General features: G+C 59.3%; 19 protein-coding genes. 4 read left to right on the forward strand and 15 right to left on the reverse strand.

Annotated features, from left to right (window positions below; all coding sequences use genetic code 11):
* Nucleotides 1–21: 21 nt before the first annotated feature.
* A complete protein-coding gene (locus tag AB4N47_RS08595; RefSeq protein WP_341637347.1) occupies nt 22–2,010 on the reverse strand; it encodes a peptidase U32 family protein in 1,989 nt (662 codons plus the stop codon).
* 223 nt (nt 2,011–2,233) lie between these two features.
* Between AB4N47_RS08595 and AB4N47_RS08600 the strand changes: the two genes are divergently transcribed.
* The gene (locus AB4N47_RS08600) at nt 2,234–2,710 is read left to right on the forward strand and encodes a hypothetical protein (protein ID WP_341637348.1); all 477 of its coding nucleotides are present in this window, start codon (nt 2,234–2,236) and stop codon (nt 2,708–2,710) included.
* A gap of 165 nt (nt 2,711–2,875) precedes the next feature.
* Here AB4N47_RS08600 and AB4N47_RS08605 read toward each other — a convergent pair whose 3' ends face one another.
* Both AB4N47_RS08605 and gstA read right to left on the reverse strand, forming a co-directional pair.
* On the reverse strand, nt 2,876–3,256 hold the full coding sequence (locus AB4N47_RS08605; protein WP_024013136.1) for a RidA family protein: 381 nt from the start codon (nt 3,254–3,256) through the stop codon (nt 2,876–2,878).
* A 72-nt stretch (nt 3,257–3,328) separates the two neighbouring features.
* Nucleotides 3,329–3,940 (reverse strand): glutathione transferase GstA, encoded by a 612-nt coding sequence (gene gstA, locus AB4N47_RS08610; protein ID WP_341637349.1) that lies wholly within the window; start codon nt 3,938–3,940, stop codon nt 3,329–3,331.
* Nucleotides 3,941–4,048: 108 nt separating this feature from the next.
* Here gstA and AB4N47_RS08615 point away from each other — a divergent pair, with 108 nt between their 5' ends.
* Nucleotides 4,049–4,942: a transcriptional regulator GcvA gene (locus tag AB4N47_RS08615; RefSeq protein WP_341637350.1), complete on the forward strand. Its 894-nt coding sequence runs from the start codon at nt 4,049–4,051 to the stop codon at nt 4,940–4,942.
* A gap of 123 nt (nt 4,943–5,065) precedes the next feature.
* A complete protein-coding gene (locus AB4N47_RS08620; protein ID WP_341637351.1) occupies nt 5,066–5,479 on the forward strand; it encodes a cupin domain-containing protein in 414 nt (137 codons plus the stop codon).
* A 12-nt stretch (nt 5,480–5,491) separates the two neighbouring features.
* On the opposite strand, the gene AB4N47_RS08625 is transcribed toward AB4N47_RS08620, so the two are convergent.
* From AB4N47_RS08625 to AB4N47_RS08645, 5 genes are all read right to left on the reverse strand, one after another.
* Nucleotides 5,492–5,743 (reverse strand): hypothetical protein, encoded by a 252-nt coding sequence (locus AB4N47_RS08625; protein WP_122602898.1) that lies wholly within the window; start codon nt 5,741–5,743, stop codon nt 5,492–5,494.
* Entirely contained in the window at nt 5,740–5,997 is a 258-nt protein-coding gene (locus AB4N47_RS08630; protein ID WP_341637352.1) for a DUF6555 family protein, read from the reverse strand. Before AB4N47_RS08630 ends, AB4N47_RS08625 begins: the two co-directional genes overlap by 4 nt.
* A 206-nt stretch (nt 5,998–6,203) precedes the next feature.
* A complete protein-coding gene (locus AB4N47_RS08635) occupies nt 6,204–6,755 on the reverse strand; it encodes an ATP-dependent Clp protease proteolytic subunit (RefSeq protein WP_073476696.1) in 552 nt (183 codons plus the stop codon).
* A 97-nt stretch (nt 6,756–6,852) separates the two neighbouring features.
* Nucleotides 6,853–7,203 (reverse strand): con-10 family general stress protein, encoded by a 351-nt coding sequence (locus tag AB4N47_RS08640; protein ID WP_341637353.1) that lies wholly within the window; start codon nt 7,201–7,203, stop codon nt 6,853–6,855.
* A gap of 469 nt (nt 7,204–7,672) precedes the next feature.
* Nucleotides 7,673–7,849 carry a con-10 family general stress protein gene (locus AB4N47_RS08645; protein WP_016774938.1) on the reverse strand — a complete coding sequence of 59 codons (177 nt, stop codon included), beginning with the start codon at nt 7,847–7,849 and terminating at the stop codon, nt 7,673–7,675.
* A 295-nt stretch (nt 7,850–8,144) separates the two neighbouring features.
* Between AB4N47_RS08645 and AB4N47_RS08650 the strand changes: the two genes are divergently transcribed.
* Complete coding sequence (locus AB4N47_RS08650) at nt 8,145–8,345, forward strand: con-10 family general stress protein (RefSeq protein WP_460154458.1); 201 nt, start codon at nt 8,145–8,147, stop codon at nt 8,343–8,345.
* A 65-nt stretch (nt 8,346–8,410) separates the two neighbouring features.
* On the opposite strand, the gene AB4N47_RS08655 is transcribed toward AB4N47_RS08650, so the two are convergent.
* The 7 genes from AB4N47_RS08655 to AB4N47_RS08685 form a co-directional block, all read right to left on the reverse strand.
* The gene (locus AB4N47_RS08655) at nt 8,411–8,641 is read right to left on the reverse strand and encodes a hypothetical protein (protein WP_016774936.1); all 231 of its coding nucleotides are present in this window, start codon (nt 8,639–8,641) and stop codon (nt 8,411–8,413) included.
* 156 nt (nt 8,642–8,797) lie between these two features.
* A complete protein-coding gene (locus AB4N47_RS08660; protein WP_341637355.1) occupies nt 8,798–9,835 on the reverse strand; it encodes a DNA topoisomerase IB in 1,038 nt (345 codons plus the stop codon).
* Between the two features lie 71 nt (nt 9,836–9,906).
* Complete coding sequence (modC, locus tag AB4N47_RS08665; RefSeq protein ID WP_341637356.1) at nt 9,907–10,986, reverse strand: molybdenum ABC transporter ATP-binding protein; 1,080 nt, start codon at nt 10,984–10,986, stop codon at nt 9,907–9,909.
* Nucleotides 10,987–10,989: 3 nt separating this feature from the next.
* The gene (gene modB / locus AB4N47_RS08670; RefSeq protein ID WP_151551697.1) at nt 10,990–11,670 is read right to left on the reverse strand and encodes a molybdate ABC transporter permease subunit; all 681 of its coding nucleotides are present in this window, start codon (nt 11,668–11,670) and stop codon (nt 10,990–10,992) included.
* Nucleotides 11,671–12,438 carry a molybdate ABC transporter substrate-binding protein gene (gene modA, locus AB4N47_RS08675; RefSeq protein WP_445941181.1) on the reverse strand — a complete coding sequence of 256 codons (768 nt, stop codon included), beginning with the start codon at nt 12,436–12,438 and terminating at the stop codon, nt 11,671–11,673.
* A 133-nt stretch (nt 12,439–12,571) separates the two neighbouring features.
* Nucleotides 12,572–13,636 carry an NAD(P)H-dependent flavin oxidoreductase gene (locus tag AB4N47_RS08680; protein WP_341637357.1) on the reverse strand — a complete coding sequence of 355 codons (1,065 nt, stop codon included), beginning with the start codon at nt 13,634–13,636 and terminating at the stop codon, nt 12,572–12,574.
* A 105-nt stretch (nt 13,637–13,741) separates the two neighbouring features.
* Nucleotides 13,742–16,186: an autotransporter gene (locus AB4N47_RS08685; RefSeq protein WP_460154459.1), complete on the reverse strand. Its 2,445-nt coding sequence runs from the start codon at nt 16,184–16,186 to the stop codon at nt 13,742–13,744.
* Between the last annotated feature and the right edge of the window lie 130 nt (nt 16,187–16,316).

The following is a 16,316-nucleotide window of genomic DNA, read 5'->3' on the forward strand; positions in this document are numbered from 1 at the left end:
AACACCGCGCACGCCGGTCACTCAGTGCGGTGCGCGCGGGATGGTTTTCATCAGGTCTTCAGGGCTGATGTGGCCGACCACGCTGCCCGGCTGCGGCAGGTTGAGGATGTGGCCTTTCATCTTGCCGATAATGTGCATCTCGCACGGCTTGCAATCGAACTTCAGCGTCAGCACCTCATCGCCGTGGATCAACTGCATCGGCGCGACCTTGGTACGCACACCGGTGACGCCTTTGGCCTGTTTCGGGCACAGGTTGAAGGAGAAGCGCAGGCAGTGCTTGGTGATCATCACCGGCACCTCACCTGGCTCTTCGTGAGCCTCATACGCCGCGTCGATCAGCTTGACGCCGTGACGGTGGTAGAAGTCGCGCGCCTTCTGGTTGTAGACGTTGGCGAGGAAGGTCAGGTGCGAATCCGGGTACACCGGCGGCGGCGTGGTTTCGGCCTTGCGGCTGCCACGCGGATGAGCCGCGACACGGGCGGCGGTCAGCGCTTCGATGACTTCGCGGCGCAGCGACTTGAGCTGCGAGTTGGGAATGAAGAACGCTTGCGGCGCATCCAGCTTGATGTCAGTGGCGTGATACTGCGTGGTGCCGAGCTGGCCGAGCAGGTCGCGCAATTGCTCCAGCGCTTGCTCAGGCTTGTTGGCGACACCAAACGGCCCGTTGAGGGTGATGCTGGCGCTGATACCTTCTTCGCTGGTCGCGGTCACTTCCAGCTGTTCTTCGCGCAAACGGGCGAACCAGCTCAGGGCCACACGACGTTCCGAGGAAGTTTTCTGCAACGCCTGTTGCCAGTTGTGATCGAGGTTGCGATTCAGCGGGTGGCTCGGACGCAGCTTGAACAGGCCTTCGGGCATTTCGTTCGGCTCGACGCGGTAGCGGTAGCGCTTCTCGCCGTCTTCTTCGAACTCGCCTTTGGCCTCGGCGATGTTGGCGCGGAAACCGACCACTTCGCGTTTGACCAGTACGTTCAGACCGTCACCGTTGGACAGCGGCTCATGCGTGACGACCTGCATGTCACGCTTGCCGACTTTTTCCACCGTACCGACCGGCAGGCCGGTGAAGGTCGGCGAATCGAAGGCGCCGATGTCGATCTTGCGATCAGTGACGAAATAATCGGTGCTGCCACGGTGGAAAGTCTTTTCCGGATCGGGCAGGAAGAAATGCACGGTGCGGCCGCTGGAAGCGCGGGCCAGGTCCGGGCGATCCTCGAGCACGTCGTCGAGGCGTTGGCGGTAATAGGCGGTGATGTTCTTCACATAGCCCATGTCCTTGTAGCGACCTTCAATCTTGAATGAACGCACGCCAGCCTCGACCAGTGCGCGGATGTTGGCGCTCTGGTTGTTGTCTTTCATCGACAGCAGGTGTTTTTCGTAGGCGATCACGCCACCCTTTTCGTCTTTGAGGGTGTAGGGCAAGCGGCACGCCTGGGAGCAGTCGCCACGGTTGGCGCTGCGGCCGGTTTGCGCATGAGAGATGTTGCACTGGCCGGAGAAGGCCACGCACAGCGCGCCGTGGATGAAGAACTCGATGGCGGCATCGGTTTCATCGGCGATGGCGCGGATTTCTTTCAGGTTCAGCTCGCGGGCCAACACCAACTGTGAGAAACCGGCCTGATCGAGGAACTTCGCTCGCTCGAGGGTGCGGATGTCGGTCTGGGTCGAGGCGTGCAGCTCGATCGGCGGAATGTCCAGCTCCATCACGCCCAGATCCTGGACGATCAGCGCATCGACACCGGCGTCGTACAACTGATGGATCAGCTTGCGCGCCGGCTCCAGCTCGTTGTCGTGCAGGATGGTATTGATGGTGGTGAAAATACGCGCGTGGTAACGGCGGGCAAACTCGACCAGTTCGGCGATTTCGCTGACTTCGTTGCAGGCGTTGTGGCGTGCGCCGAAGCTCGGGCCGCCGATGTACACGGCGTCAGCGCCATGCAGGATGGCCTCGCGGGCAATGGCGACATCGCGGGCAGGGCTGAGCAATTCCAGGTGATGCTTGGGCAAGGACATAGTTTTTTTAGTCAGGCGGTCACGGGCAAGGGGCGCATTGTACCTGTGAAACACCAAGGCGGCACCAGCGTGCCGATATCAGGTACGAAGGACCTAGCACAATACGAGGCAATGCATAACTGTAAAGTCTGTCAGTTGTCCGCCCGCGTCCAAAGCGTGAACATCGGGTGGGAGCGGGAAGTCGCTCTGGCCTATATTACGCAAGACATTGGAGATTAATATCATGAAAGGTAATAACGCCTTCGCGACGCTTGGTATCTCGGATTTCGCGTCGTTTAAATCGCGTCCGCAGGAGAAGGCCGAAGTGTATTACAAAGCGGTCGTTTCACCCAATCATCCGGGCATTGGCAAGCCGATATTCTCCGCTACTCGGCATCTTTATTTCGGCACAAAGGAGACGTTCAGCGTTATTGGCCAATATTTTACGGACGAGGTGGGTGAGATCATTTCATTTGTGATAGATCGCTCCCTCACCGACGGTACGCATGAAGTTGGCGGGTTCGGAAGTCCCGTGGCGGGAGTGATGACTATGTCGCATGAAATTTTATATGCGAAAACAGGAACGATAGAGTTTGCGCGCAAACACGAAGAAGGTACCGATTCGATTACGGCAACATTCAATTTTGAAGTCGAGCACCGCGGGCAAACATACCGGGTATCAGAAGGTAAACTGTTTGTTGTAGCTAGCGGTCCACTTTGAGTTTTGTGAATAGACCGTTGACGCTAATTCGCTCAACGGGCGAGCCAGCGCTTGCCAAACGGCCTGATCCTGGTGGCTGCTGTGTTTGGCGCGCGCCCTTGAGTATTTCACTGCGTATGTCGCACTTCGGAATCGTGGCTGCGGCCTACGCTGTATTTCCGCAAATCAGCCCTTGGCGGCCATCGCCGTCACTTCCACACGCATCCCTTCAACCGCCAGCGAGGCCACGCCTACCGCCGCCCGCACCGGCCAAGGCTTGGCGAAATAGCGTTTGTACACTTCATTGAAAGCCCCGCGATCGCCCATGTCGGTCAGGTAAATCGTCAGGTGCAGCACCCGGTCCATCGAACTGCCAGCACGTTCCAAGGCGACTTTCAGCGCTTGCAGGGTGCACTCGCTCTGCTCGGTGATGCCGCCGAGTTCCAGGCTGCCATCGGCGCGGGTTGGAATCTGCGTGGAAACCATGATGCCGCCGAAGGTGGCAACGTCGGAAGAAATCGAATCGGTGTCGGGATCCGGCGTGAAGATGATGTCTTGATTGGCCATGGGCATCTCTTGTTTGAGTGAATGAAGATTGCGGCAGTTTACAGATTCCCTCCGGCCATGGCCCGCGCGTGTTCAGACTGGCAAAGTCGCTTCTTCTGCGGCAATTGCCGCAAGCACACTGGGTCGCGCGCCGATGCGTTCCATATAGGTGGCGAGAGCTGGCCATTCGGCGATATCGATATCGAATGTCGGCAACCAGGTCAGCACCGTGAACAGATAGGCGTCGGCAATGCTGAAGCTACCCATCAGATAGTCCCGATCCGCCAGAATGCGCTCGAGGTAATCCAGCCGCTTGCACAGTTTCTGCCGAAAAATCGCTTTGACCGCTTCCGGAATCTCCGCGCTGAACAATGGGGCGCTGGCGCCGTGAATCTCCGAGCTGATGAAGTTCAGGTGTTCCTGCAAACGTGCGCGCTGCCACGTACCTTCGGCAGGTGCCAAGTCGCTCCCGGGGACTTGATCGGCGAGAAACTGCAGGATCGCCGGGCCTTCAGTGAGCACTTCGCCGTTATCCAGTTGCAGCGCGGCCACGTAGCCTTTCGGATTGATCTCGCGGAAGTCACGGCCGTCAGCCGTGCGCTTGGTCTGGTTGTTGACGCGGATCATTTCGAACGGCAAGCCGAGTTCGCGCAGGACGATATGCGGGGCGAGCGAACAGGTCTTCGGTGCAAAGTAAAGTTTCATGGCATATCCCTTGAAAGTGGAGGCACCACGATCCACTGCGGGCAAAACTTCCGCAAAGGTCATTTGCAGTGCTAGCGTATGACAAATTCTCATGCGCTCCTTAGCCTTATGACTGCCAGACTTCCCTCCCTCAACGGCCTGCGCGCGTTCGAAGCGGCGGCCCGGCATATGAGCTTTACCACCGCTGCGACCGAGTTGAACGTCACGCAGACAGCAATCAGTCACCAGATCAGGCGCCTCGAAGCCGAGTTGGGCGTGGCATTGTTCCTGCGCCTCAAGGATGGCCTGGCGCTTAGCGAAGACGGGCAGGCCTACCTGCCGGGGGTGCGTTCTGCATTTCAAGCGTTGCGCCATTCGACGCAACAATTACTCGAGTCGCGCGGGTCCAGCGTATTGACCATCAGCACACTGGTCTCGGTTGCGTCGAAATGGCTTTTGCCGCGCCTTCCGGCATTTCAGCAGGCGTTCCCGGACATCGATGTGCGCATCAGCGCCACTACCGATCTGGTGGATTTTCGCCGAGGAGGCATCGACGCGGCGATTCGCTACGGACGGGGCGACTGGAAAGGTTTGTGCGCGGACTTTCTCATGGCCGATGAGGTATTTCCCGTGTGCAGTCCAGCAGTGGCGACGACATTGCACGCTCCGGAAAATCTGGCCAGTCACACCCTTGTACAAGTTAGCGGCCTCACCGCCAGCGACTGGCAGGCCTGGCTCAGCGCCGCCGGCCAGCCTGCGCAGTTGGCCGACGGCGGGAAGCTGACCTTCGATCTGGCGATGATGGCGGTGCAGGCGGCAATTGACGGGCAGGGCGTGTGCATCGGTCGTTCGACTTATGTAAACGACGATCTGCGTGCGGGCCGATTGGTCGCACCGTTCGACCTGCGCCTGCAGGATGATCTCGGTTTCTATTTGGTTACACCCCATGAAACCGCTGAATCGCCAAAGATCAGCGCTTTCAGAGAATGGCTTGTGGCGGTGGCCAGCGACACGTTTGTATAAGCATGTATCAACCCTCAGCCGATACACACGGCAACACCAAACTGCGCCTTCGAGACACATCCGCCCTACATGCCGAGCCCAAAGTAGCCCTCACACCAACACTACGCTCAAGAGGGCATCACCATGTACCGTCCACTGTTTCTGGCTTCTGCCGTTGTCTTCGCCTCCCTGACCGGCTTCGCCCATGCGGCGGATGCGCCGGCAACGAGCTGGCAGAAAGGTCTGAGCCGCACCGATCTGGTTCGTCAGGATCTCGGCGCTGACAATCGCGAGGTGATTCAGGCGCGTATCGATTTCGACGCTGGCGTCACCTCGCCTCGTCATGCTCATCCCGGCGTGGAAGTCGCCTATGTCATCAGCGGCACGTTCGAGTATCAGCTCGAAGGGCGGGCGCCGGTGATACTCAAGGCCGGTGATTCGTTGTTCATTCCGGCGGGCGTCGCGCATGTAGCCAAAAACGTTGGCAACGCGAAAGGCGTCGAACTGGCCACTTACGTTGTCCCGAAAGGCGAGCCCCTGCTGATCCTCAAGCCATGAGGCGCCAGTCCGCTATTTCGAGCGCGGCTTGCTCATCGCGCGCTTGATGCGCATCCAGTCCTGATAGGCCGCCGTTCGTTTGGCGTCGGCCATAGCCTTGGCTTCGCTGAAACGGGCCCAGGCTTCAGGATTGTCCGTATCGTTCTCGATGATCCTGTAAGCCGCTTCTTCGAGCAGATCGGCCTCACGGAACATCGCGGCATTCTCCGCCATCTCGTCATCCCACGAGCGGCCGAAACCGAATTTCAATGTGCGTTCTGTCATTTCACGTGATCCTCCTCCCAGACCAAAGGTACTGATTCTCGCCATTGCACCTCGGTCACGCCAAAGCGTTCCGCCATCGGTTTGGAAAAACGTTTCAACGGAGGTCGGCCGGGGCGGGGAATGGGCGCGATACCCGCGTCACAACTTGCCCATTGCCACGCTTCGGCATTGTTCATGTTTTTTGTGCGAATGACGAATGACCTGGGCTTCCCGTGAAGCAGGTAATCGATCACGTACAAATCCTCTCCGCTCATACATTTCCTCCGGCTGTTAAGAAGAGGGATATCTGGCGAAATGAATAATTCAGAGAAACTGAAACGGGCGTGATGACCGGCTGATTGGGCGCTTTGTAAGCCTGTACGGCAGATCGATTCTGTACAAGTTCGTCTGGAATTTTTGCTGAATTGCCGGTTGTTAAGACAGGAACGCGCCCGCTACGACGCGTTATCAAGTGGGACGATCAGGAGTAGATGCACGAGCAGACAAAGTCCGCGTGAACCTCGGTGTCTTCAATCGCCGTGATAAGGCCTGAATGCATGGCTTCTTCAGGATTGATGATGCGCGGCGCTGCTGTCAGATATTTCTCTGTCTCCAGAGCGTTTTTTCCGTTGCTCGTACGCTCGGCGACAATCTGGGCGTAGAGGTGCAAGTCGTAATCCAGGCTCATGGCGTATTCCGACATGCGCGAGTGATCGACCGAACCTTGCAGGTGCCAATGAAATGGGTGAAACAGAAACTTACTGTGGGTACAGGCGGTGCGGCGCTGGCCGGCCAGAAAGACAATGTTGCCCATCGATTCGACGGTTCCCAAATTGTGGGTGTGTACCGGAATAGGCAGGGCCAACAGGAAGTTGTACATCGTGAAACCGTAACTGCATTCGCCGCCCATGGTGGCGATGTTGACGATCAGTCGCGGTGCATCTTCCTTTACGGCGAGCGAGGCTTTATCGATCAATTGGCCGCACGTCGAGGCATTGATCGGGCCGGTGAAGTTGATGACATGAACAGGCATGGCGATTCCCTCGGCTGGTCAGGACTCCTAAGCAATAGCTGTAATTTCGCTTGAATGAAAGTGGGCAGGGGAGCCGCGCTCCCCTGCACCCGACGCGTCAACTGTTGCGCCCGCCACCATGGCTGTTTTGACCACCTTTCTGTCCAGCTTCAGAGGCTTTTTCGCGATCGTTGGCAAAGTTGCCGCCACTGTTCTGGCCGCCCTTGCTGCCAGCTTCGGACGCTCTGTCCCGATCGTTGGCAAAATTGCCACCGCTGTTCTGGCCACCTTTGCTCCCGGCTTCGGAGGCGCGCTCAGGATCATTCTTGAAGTTGCCGCCACTGTTCTGGCCGCCTTTACTGCCGATTTCCTGATAGAACTCTTTATCGTGCGAAGCCGAAGTGGCATCACCACCTTTCTTGCCTGCTTCGTTAACTGACATGCTGCCTTGTTGTTTATCTTGTGCCATTTCAAACTTCCTCATTTCTCTGTATAGGCACTTGGCGAAACAAGGATGCACAAACTACGTGCCGTCGTTGTTCGCGAAATGCTCATAAAGTTTACTGATGTCGTTTGCTTTAGTTGGTCAGGGTTGTCTTGTGACTACAAGTTAGACCTTTGCGCTAAGAGGAGCGCTCATAAGTCGGCGTTGTATCCGGTATCCGGGAGTTTTCAGAATTTACTGCAAGTTCCCGGCGTTCATAACATTCCTGCTGAACACTTTCCCGGTGCCTTGGACTGATTTGCTGTCGTTCGACACAAGGTGACACCGACGGACTGTCCGACCTGGTCACGTGCGAACTGCGCGCCGCTTCGGGATACACTTCCGCTCCCTTGTTTCGTTGCACTTCGCCTCGTGCAAAAGCCGGTACCGTTCTCATGATTACGCTCCATCAGCTGATTTCAAAGGGCAGCCAGGCTGCCCTTGTACCGCTTACTCAGGACTTGCGACCGCCGCCGTGGCTGTTCTGCCCGCCTTTGCGGCCAGCCTCGGATGCTTTTTCACGATCATTGGCAAAGTTGCCGCCCGACGACTGACCGCCTTTCTTGCCGGCTTCAGATGCCTTTTCACGATCGTTTGCGAAGTTACCTGGATTTTTATTTCCTGTGGTCATGATAGCTCTCCGATATCAATTAACGTTTCGCTAGTTATGTCCGTTGTCGCACCGGACATCTACTCCGATTACGAGCCGGCGAAAAATGTTTTGAAAATTTTTATCCAGCCCGATGAACGGTAAGTTTGTGATGAAACTTATACAGACTGTTAGTTTCTGCGCCGCTTCGTATAACTTTTCATGAATGACGTCGGTTATGAAGAGGGTCGGATTATGTTGCCGTTTCGTTTCGCATTTCATAACCATTGGTCGGCAGGAAGTTGAACTGTAATTTGCCCCAACTAGAGTCTGAGGAGTGTATGTCTACAACTATGTCGAGGGCATGAACATGACCAATCACCACAAGGAACAACCGTTTGCCGAGGATCCGCAAAAAGTCAAGGAAGCCGGCAAGAAGGGCGGCAGTTCGGTCAACGTGAAAGTCGACCGGGCGGAAAAGGCACGCGTCGGCGGGCAGCACAGCCATGGCGGTGCGCGTACGGGCAAGGGTGACTGAGGCGCCGGAATCCAACAATCGCCGTCCTCTCTGCGCCCATGCAGAGAGGACCTCTACACTGACGCCTATCTGAACCGTGGCAACGGCCGGTCGATCGGTTTGAGCGTCGAGAGCGTATCGCGAATCAGCGGCGCATCCTTTTCAATGTCGTGCAGCCGGTCGCGAATGCGCAACGCTGTCGGATGCCCACCCTGATGATCGACCCAGTCGGCAATCTCTTTGCAGGCGGCTGCGAGGCGCGCCTGACGGGCGTCGAGCAGGGTGAGGAGGGTGGTGATGGACTCTTTTTCGGACATGAAACACCTCCGTTCGCTGAAACGGCTGAGTTGCAACAAAAAGTCCGCGTGGCGCGAACCTTCAGATCAACTATAGAAGACCTGTGTGATCGTGCAAAAAATACCCAGTTCAACTCGTCGGCGAAACCTTTGCAGGAGCGAGCGTTACGCTGGAGATCAAGACGCCTCGCTTACCTCACACATCCGCTCGAGAAACATCGCCAAGGCTACTTCCTCGGCGCGCAGGCCTTTGCGCACGCGCGGGCGGGGCAGTTCGGCAAGGGCGCCGAGCATGAAGTGTTCGACCACTGCGGGGTGGATGTAGCACTTGCGGCACACCGCCGGCGTGTTGCCCAGCTGTTTGGCGACATTCTTCACCGCTTCGACCACATGGCGCTTGGCTTCGGTTTCCGACTCATGCTGCAACTCGCGCAGCACCGACAACGCCAGCGCGCTGCCCGCCCAGGTGCGATAGTCCTTGGCGGTGAACGCCGCGCCGGTGAGCTTTTGCAGATAGGCATTGACGTCAGAGGAGGTGACGGTGTGCCGTTCGCCATTTTCATCAAGATACTGAAACAGGTTCTGCCCGGGGATCTCCAGGCAGCGCTTGATGATTCGCGCCAGGCGACGGTCCTTGACGGTGATCTGGTGTTCGATGCCGCTCTTGCCGCGGAACTGGAACAGGATCGCGCTGCCGTTGACCTCGACATGCCGACTGCGCAACGTGGTCAAACCGTAAGAGCGATTGTCCCGTGCGTATTGGGTATTGCCGACGCGGATCAGCGTGGCGTCGAGCAAGGTAATCACCGTGGCCATGACCTTGTCCCGGCTGAAGCCCGGCTCATCGAGCAGCGCCTCGAGCTTGCGCCGCAGTTTGGGCAGGGCCATGCCGAAGTCGCGCAGGCGCGAGTATTTGTCGGCGTCGCGCACTTCCCGCCAGCGCGCGTGATAACGGTACTGTTTACGCCCGCGCGCATCGCGACCGGTGGCTTGCAAATGGCCGCAGGGGTCGGCGCAGATCCACACATCGGTGTAGGCCGGTGGCACCGCGAGGGCATTGATGCGTTTGGTTTCGTCCGGGTCGGTGATGCGCTGCCCCGACGGTTCGAAATAGACGAACTTGCCGCGCAGTTTTTTCCGGGTGATACCAGGCTGAGTGTCATCGACGTAATGCAGATCGGCGGGCAGAGCATCTGTCAGCACGGTATCGGGCATGGCGGTTTCCTTCGGTCATACGGCAGTCTGTAACTGATTGACCGCAGGCGCTGGCCGTCGTGCCGAATGATTTACGCGAGCACCGCCACCGCCTTGATCTGCGCCCACAGCCGCTGGCCCGGATGCACGCTCAGTTGATCACGCGAGAAGCGGGTGATCCGCGCCAGCAGCGGCGTGCCACCGGCATCGAGGCGGATCAGCACATGGGCACTGTTGTCAGCGGCCTGTTCGCTGACGACCGTAACGGGCAGACGATTGAGAATGCTGCTGGCTGCATCGTTGTTCAGCGCCAGGCTGATGTCGCGCGCGTGCACTTTGCAGCGCAGAGCCTGGCCCACGGCCATCGGCGCATGGGTGACGCGAATGTTCATTGCAGTGGCCGGCAGTTGCAGGCTGAGCAATTGATAGGTGGCGTCGTAGGCGCTGACCTGGCCTTCGATGATTACCCCGGCGTCATCGCCCATTGCCAAGGGCAGATCCAGGCGTGCGAGGGTCTCGCCGATCGGGCCGCTGGCGAGGGCTTTGCCATCACGCAGCAATACCAAATGATCGGCCAGACGCGCGACTTCATCCTGCGCATGGCTGACGTACAGCAGCGGAATATCCAGTTCGTCGTGCAGGCGTTGCAGGTACGGCAAGATTTCGCTTTTGCGCCGGCTGTCGAGAGCCGCCAGTGGTTCGTCCATGAGCAACAGTCTCGGGCTGGTCAGCAGGGCGCGGGCGATGCCGACGCGCTGTCGTTCGCCGCCGGACAGATGCTGCGGGTGACGCTCAAGCAAATGGCTGATGCCGAGCAGTTCGGTCGCTTGGTTGATATCGACCCGGCGTTGCGACTTTGCGATGCGTTTGAGACCAAACTCCAGATTGGCAAGCACCGACAGATGCGCGAACAGGCTGGCTTCCTGAAACACATAGCCAAGCGCACGTTTATGCGGCGGGACGAAAATGCCCTTGGCACTGTCCTGCCAGGTCTCGTCGTTGATCTGCACAAAACCCTGCTCGGCGCGCTCCAGCCCGGCGATGCAGCGCAGGCAAGTGGTTTTGCCCGAGCCGGAATCACCAAACAGCGCGGTGACGCCGCGGCCCGGCACTTGCAGATCGACATCCAGTTCAAACCCCGGATAAGTGCGTTTCAGGCGTACATCAATCATCGATCAGCTCCAGCCTGCGCGGGTCTTGCGGCTGGAGTACAGCGCCAGCAACACCAGAAACGAAAACACCAGCATCGCCGCAGACAGCCAGTGCGCCTGGGCATACTCCAGCGCTTCGACATGGTCGTAAATCTGCACCGAAACCACGCGGGTCTTGTCGGGAATGTTGCCGCCGATCATCAGCACCACGCCGAATTCACCCACGGTGTGGGCGAAGCCGAGAATCGCTGCGGTGATGAAGCCGGGGCGCGCCAGCGGCAGGATCACGCTGAAGAACGTGTCCCAGGGATTGGCGCGCAAGGTCGCCGCGACTTCCAGCGGGCGGGTGCCAATCGCCGAGAAAGCGTTTTGCAGCGGTTGCACCACGAACGGCATGGAGTAGATCACCGAACCGATGACCAGCCCGGTGAAACTGAACGTCAACGTGCCCAGCCCCAGCCATTGAGTGAACTGACCGAGAAAACCGTGCGGTCCCAGCGCCAGTAGCAGGTAGAAACCGATCACCGTCGGCGGCAGCACCAGCGGCAGCGCAACGATGGCGCCGATCGGCCCGCGCAACCACGACGAGGTGCGCGATAGCCACAGCGCGATCGGCGTGCCGATCAGCAGCAGGATCACGGTGGTCAGCGACGCCAGCTTCAGAGTCAGCCAGATCGCGGCGAAGTCGGCACTGGTCAGCGACATTTACAGTTCATATCCGAAGGATTTGATCACCGCAGCGGCTTTCGGCCCCTTGAGGTAATCGATCAGCGCCTTGGCAGCAGCGCTGTCCTTGCCTTTGTTCAAGATCACCGCGTCCTGTTTGATCGGATCATGCAGGGTGGCCGGGACAATCCACGCCGAACCGGTGCTGACTTTGCCGTCCTTGTAGATTTGCGACAGGGCGACGAAGCCCAGTTCGGCGTTGCCGGTGGAGACAAACTGGTAGGCCTGCGTGATGTTCTGGCCTTCGACGATTTTGCTTTTCGTGGCTTCGCTCAACTGGAGTTTTTCCAGCACTTGGGTGGCGGCGAGACCGTATGGCGCAGCTTCTGGATTGGCGATCGCAAGGTGTTGGTATTGGTTGGTTTTCAGCACGTCACCCTGTGCATCGACATAACCTTCTTTTGCCGACCACAGCGCCAGGGTGCCGATGGCGTAGGTGAAGCGCGAACCTTTGACGGTTTCGCCTTCCTGCTCAAGCTTTGCCGGGGTCACGTCGTCAGCAGCGAGGAACACTTGGAAGGGCGCACCGTTTTTGATCTGGGTGTAGAACTGGCCGGTGGCGCCGTAAGCGGCGACCAGTTTGTGCCCGGTGTCTTTTTCGAAGTCGGCAGCGATGGCCTGGATTGGCGCGGTGAAATTGGCGGCGACCGCCACTTGCACTTCGTCGGCCTGCGCGGCGCCCATGCTGAACATTGCGAGGAGTGAAGCGAAGCAGGCAGGGGCGAGGCGTGTGGCAGCAAGTGTCATGTAAAGGCTCCGTGATCGGCGGTAAATGCTTTGCTTTGGATAACGCCGATACACGGGCGCAATCGCTGTATACGGAAATATATAGCGATACGCCGCCAAGTGGCGAGGGAATAAATCCGCTCGCCGCATAAATTCAGTGGCGGTTGAGTTTGGCCAATGCTCCCTCGGCCAGTTGCCGGGTCAGCTCAGCGCTGCCGATATTCTTGCCGAGCGTGAGCGCCTGTCCGGCCCAGAGGTTGGCAAAGTCCGCATCATCCTTGGCCCGCAGCGGCATCAGCGCACCGCCGGCCAAGGGGAAGGCCGGCGCCTGCGCTGACATCGGGCCGAGTTCACGCATCGCCCGATTGAGAATGCCCCGTGCCGGGCGTCCGGTAAAAATGTTGGTGATGGCGGTCTGGCTTTCCTTGGCGGTGCGCAGGGCCTTGTGATGTGAGGCGCTGACTTTGGCTTCCGGGGTGAACAGGTACGCCGTGCCGACTTGCACCGCCGAGGCGCCGAGCATCAACGCCGCTGCAACGCCCCGGGCATCGCTGATCGCGCCCGCCGCGATCACCGGCACTTTCACCGCGTCGACCACCTGCGGCACCAGCGCGAAGGTGCCGACCTGGGTGCTCAGATCATCGCTGAGAAACATCCCGCGATGGCCACCGGCCTCATAACCCATGGCGATGATCGCATCGCAGCCGTGTTGCTCCAGCCAGATCGCTTCTTCGACCGTAGTCGCAGACGAAAGGATTTTCGCCCCGGTCGCCTTGACCCGATCAAGCAGGGTTTTATCCGGTAGCCCGAAATGGAAACTCACCACCTCGGGGCGGAACTCTTCGAGCACGGCACACGCTGCTTCGTCGAACGGTGCGCGATTGGACACCGGCGTTGGCGCGTCGAAATCGGCACCCAATTCGCGGTAGTAAGGTTCGAGCAGGTTTTTCCAGTCACGTGCCCGCTGTTCATCAGGCGCCGGTGGCTGGTGGCAGAAGAAATTGACGTTGAACGGCTTGGTGGTGTGCTGGCGAATCGTCTTCAACTCATCGCGCAGTTGCTCGCTGCTCAGCATCGCTGCCGGCATTGAACCGAGGCCGCCGGCATTGCACACGGCAATCACCATCGAAGAGTTGGTCGCACCGGCCATCGGGCCCTGGATGATCGGCAGTTCGATACCGAGAAGATCGAGGATGCGGGTGTCTGGCCACTGGCTCATATAGCAATTCTCCGAACGATGAAACGGGCAGGGACGGCACGCGGTTTTTAACAGCAAAACCGGATGCGGGGCCAGTCTGAAATTCTGAACATCACGTGCAGTTTTTCAGCGTCGGTGCAATCCGCCGCCACCGCCAAACGAACGGTTCATCATTTGTGAAGAATGGTTGAAGTTGTGCGTGCGCTGATTACCGAGACTGCGTGCGGCGGATTCGCGGTTGAGATTCTGCAATTGCGCATTGTTGTTCGCGGGTCTGGTCCGGTTGGCACCGCTGCCGGCCACGGACTGCCAGCCGTTGTCGGTTTTCTTGTAGACGTTGCCGTCGCGCCCGGCATAAACGTTATCGCCGACCCGCGCAGCGCCGCCGTCGCGGACATGAATGCCGCCGTATTGCGTGGTGTTGCCGGTATTGGGGTTGTAAACGGCGCCGCGATTGGCACTGACGTGAGTGCCGCTGCGGACGTTGCCGGCAGTAACCCGTTCGCCGGCGATGGCGCCGCCGTTCGGGCCGACTGCCACGCCGCTGCGCCCGGCAGCGTAGTTGCCGGTGTAGGCGTTGTGCACCGCGCCACGTTGCCCGGCGGCGGCAATGCCGGTACGCGAGTTGTACGAGGCGCCAACCTGGCCGGCCCAGCGATTGCCGGTCCAGGCGTTGTAACCGGCGCCATAACGGCTGACTGTCGCACTATCACCCCACTGATGATAAAGATTGCCGGTGGTTCCGGCCCAGCCACCCGGACCCCAGGCCACCGCGCCGCCGCGATAACCGTAGGCTGCGCCACCCCAGGCCAGCGGCGCCGGGTACAGACGCGGACCCCACGCGTAGCCCCAGCCGTAATTTCCCCACCACGGATAGGCGCCCCAGCCCCAGCCCATGGCGACGGTGTTGCCGCCCCAGCTCCAGCCGAATCCGAAGCCGAAGGTCCAGCCAGTCCACGGCGTGTAACGAATCGCGACGCCGAATCCATAAGTCACCGGCGGCCCGTACCAGACATTGCCGACCCACGGCGTATACGGATAACCGGTGCCGTACACCACAACGCCAGTCGCCGGGTCCAGCGTCGAGCCTTGATAGCCCGGCGTGTAGCCGACCACCACGGTATCGCTGCTGGATTCGTAAACCTTCACGTACGTGAGGTAGTGCATCGGCGAGCTGGGCGGAATCGAATAAATCACCGCTGGTACTGAAGAGGCCACACTCCACGGCCCGTTCAGTGAGGTGGCGCTGAACCAGATGCCGTTCTCCACCGCCCACCAACTGTCGTTGTCGACTCGAATAATCGGAGTGGCGCTGTTGACCACGTATTGCAGCGGCGTATTGCTGATCGCTTTGAGCTGCGGCTCGCCGTCAAATTGCGGTGTCGTCATCTTCACCGCGCTCTTGTTGATCGCCGAGGTCTGCGGGATGGTCGCCGCAATGGCCGCCTCCTGTGCCTGTGGCGTGCCGGCTACCGAGGCCTTGACGTTCTCTTTGGCGCTGTCGTCAGGAATATTGGCAAAGTCGGCCGGCAGCTTGTCTGGCGGGACAAAGGTCCATGGCCCGCTCATGTCGCTGGCGCGGAACCAGCGTCCGGAGATCAGTACGTAACTGTTCTGGTCGCCGATTTCCTTGAAGATGTGCCCGGTGGTGTTGCTCACGTACAACAGGCTGGTGCCCTGAATCGGTTGCCATTGCGCGGCGCCGTCGGTCACCAACAGTTCCGTTGGCGTGGTGGCGATGAAGATTTTCGGCTGCGGCGGCTTGGCCAGGCTGGGAACCTTGTCCTTCGGATCGCTTTGCCCGGTGAGCAGGTCCACCTGGCGGCTCTTGATCGCCGCGTGTTTGGCTTTTTCCAGACTGGCCGGCGGCGCAGCAAGGCGCGTGTAATCGCCGGCCAATTGATCGGCAACCATCCAGCCGTCAAATACATGCAGGTAGTGTTTGCCTTCGGCGTCCTTGAGCAGCAGTGGGCGCGTGTTGATCACCCGTTGCAGCTCCGTTCCTTCCACCGGCCGATAAGCCGCTTCGCCGTCGATGTATACGAGAATTGCCGGGCTGTCGGAGCTGATGATGGTCGGCGGCGTGTTTTCCAAGGGCGCACTGTCGGCTTTCTGTTCAGCGTGGAGCACCCCAACCGCTGCTTCCAGCTGATCCAGTGAAATGGTTTTCTTGCGGCTCTCGGCATCTTTTTTCAGGATGGCGAGCCACGTGTCGGCCTGTTTCGCATCGGCGGGGAAATCGGCCTTGATGATTTTGTACTGATCAAGCGCGACCCAGCGGGTGGCCTTGTCGACGAGGGTGTGAGCGCTGAACTGGACGATGCCGTAGGTGGACTTGCCATCGGCAGCCGTGGCTTCGACCGCCGCGCGGGCATTGAGCGTATAGCCGTCCCAGCTGTCGAGCTGCGGCTGATACACCGTCAGCTTGCTCTTGCCGTTGCTGATCACCTGCGGCCATGTCGGCTCGCTTGGCGCCGCGTTCGGCTTTGCCGCCGGTGCGGCTGCCCAGGCATTGCCAAGTGTCAGCAGACATAGCATCAGCAGCGAGGGTAAAGCGCTCAGGAAAGGCATCGTCAGCTCCATCGACACACCGGTTTGCAAGGCGCAACCGGGAAAACACAACCGTCGAAAAAGCATAGCCGCCTGCCGGGGATTTACCCGGCTGATCGAGCCGTTAGCGCAAAGTCGAGTGTGGCAATGT

It is taken from the genome of Pseudomonas sp. S3_G06, assembly GCF_054667565.1.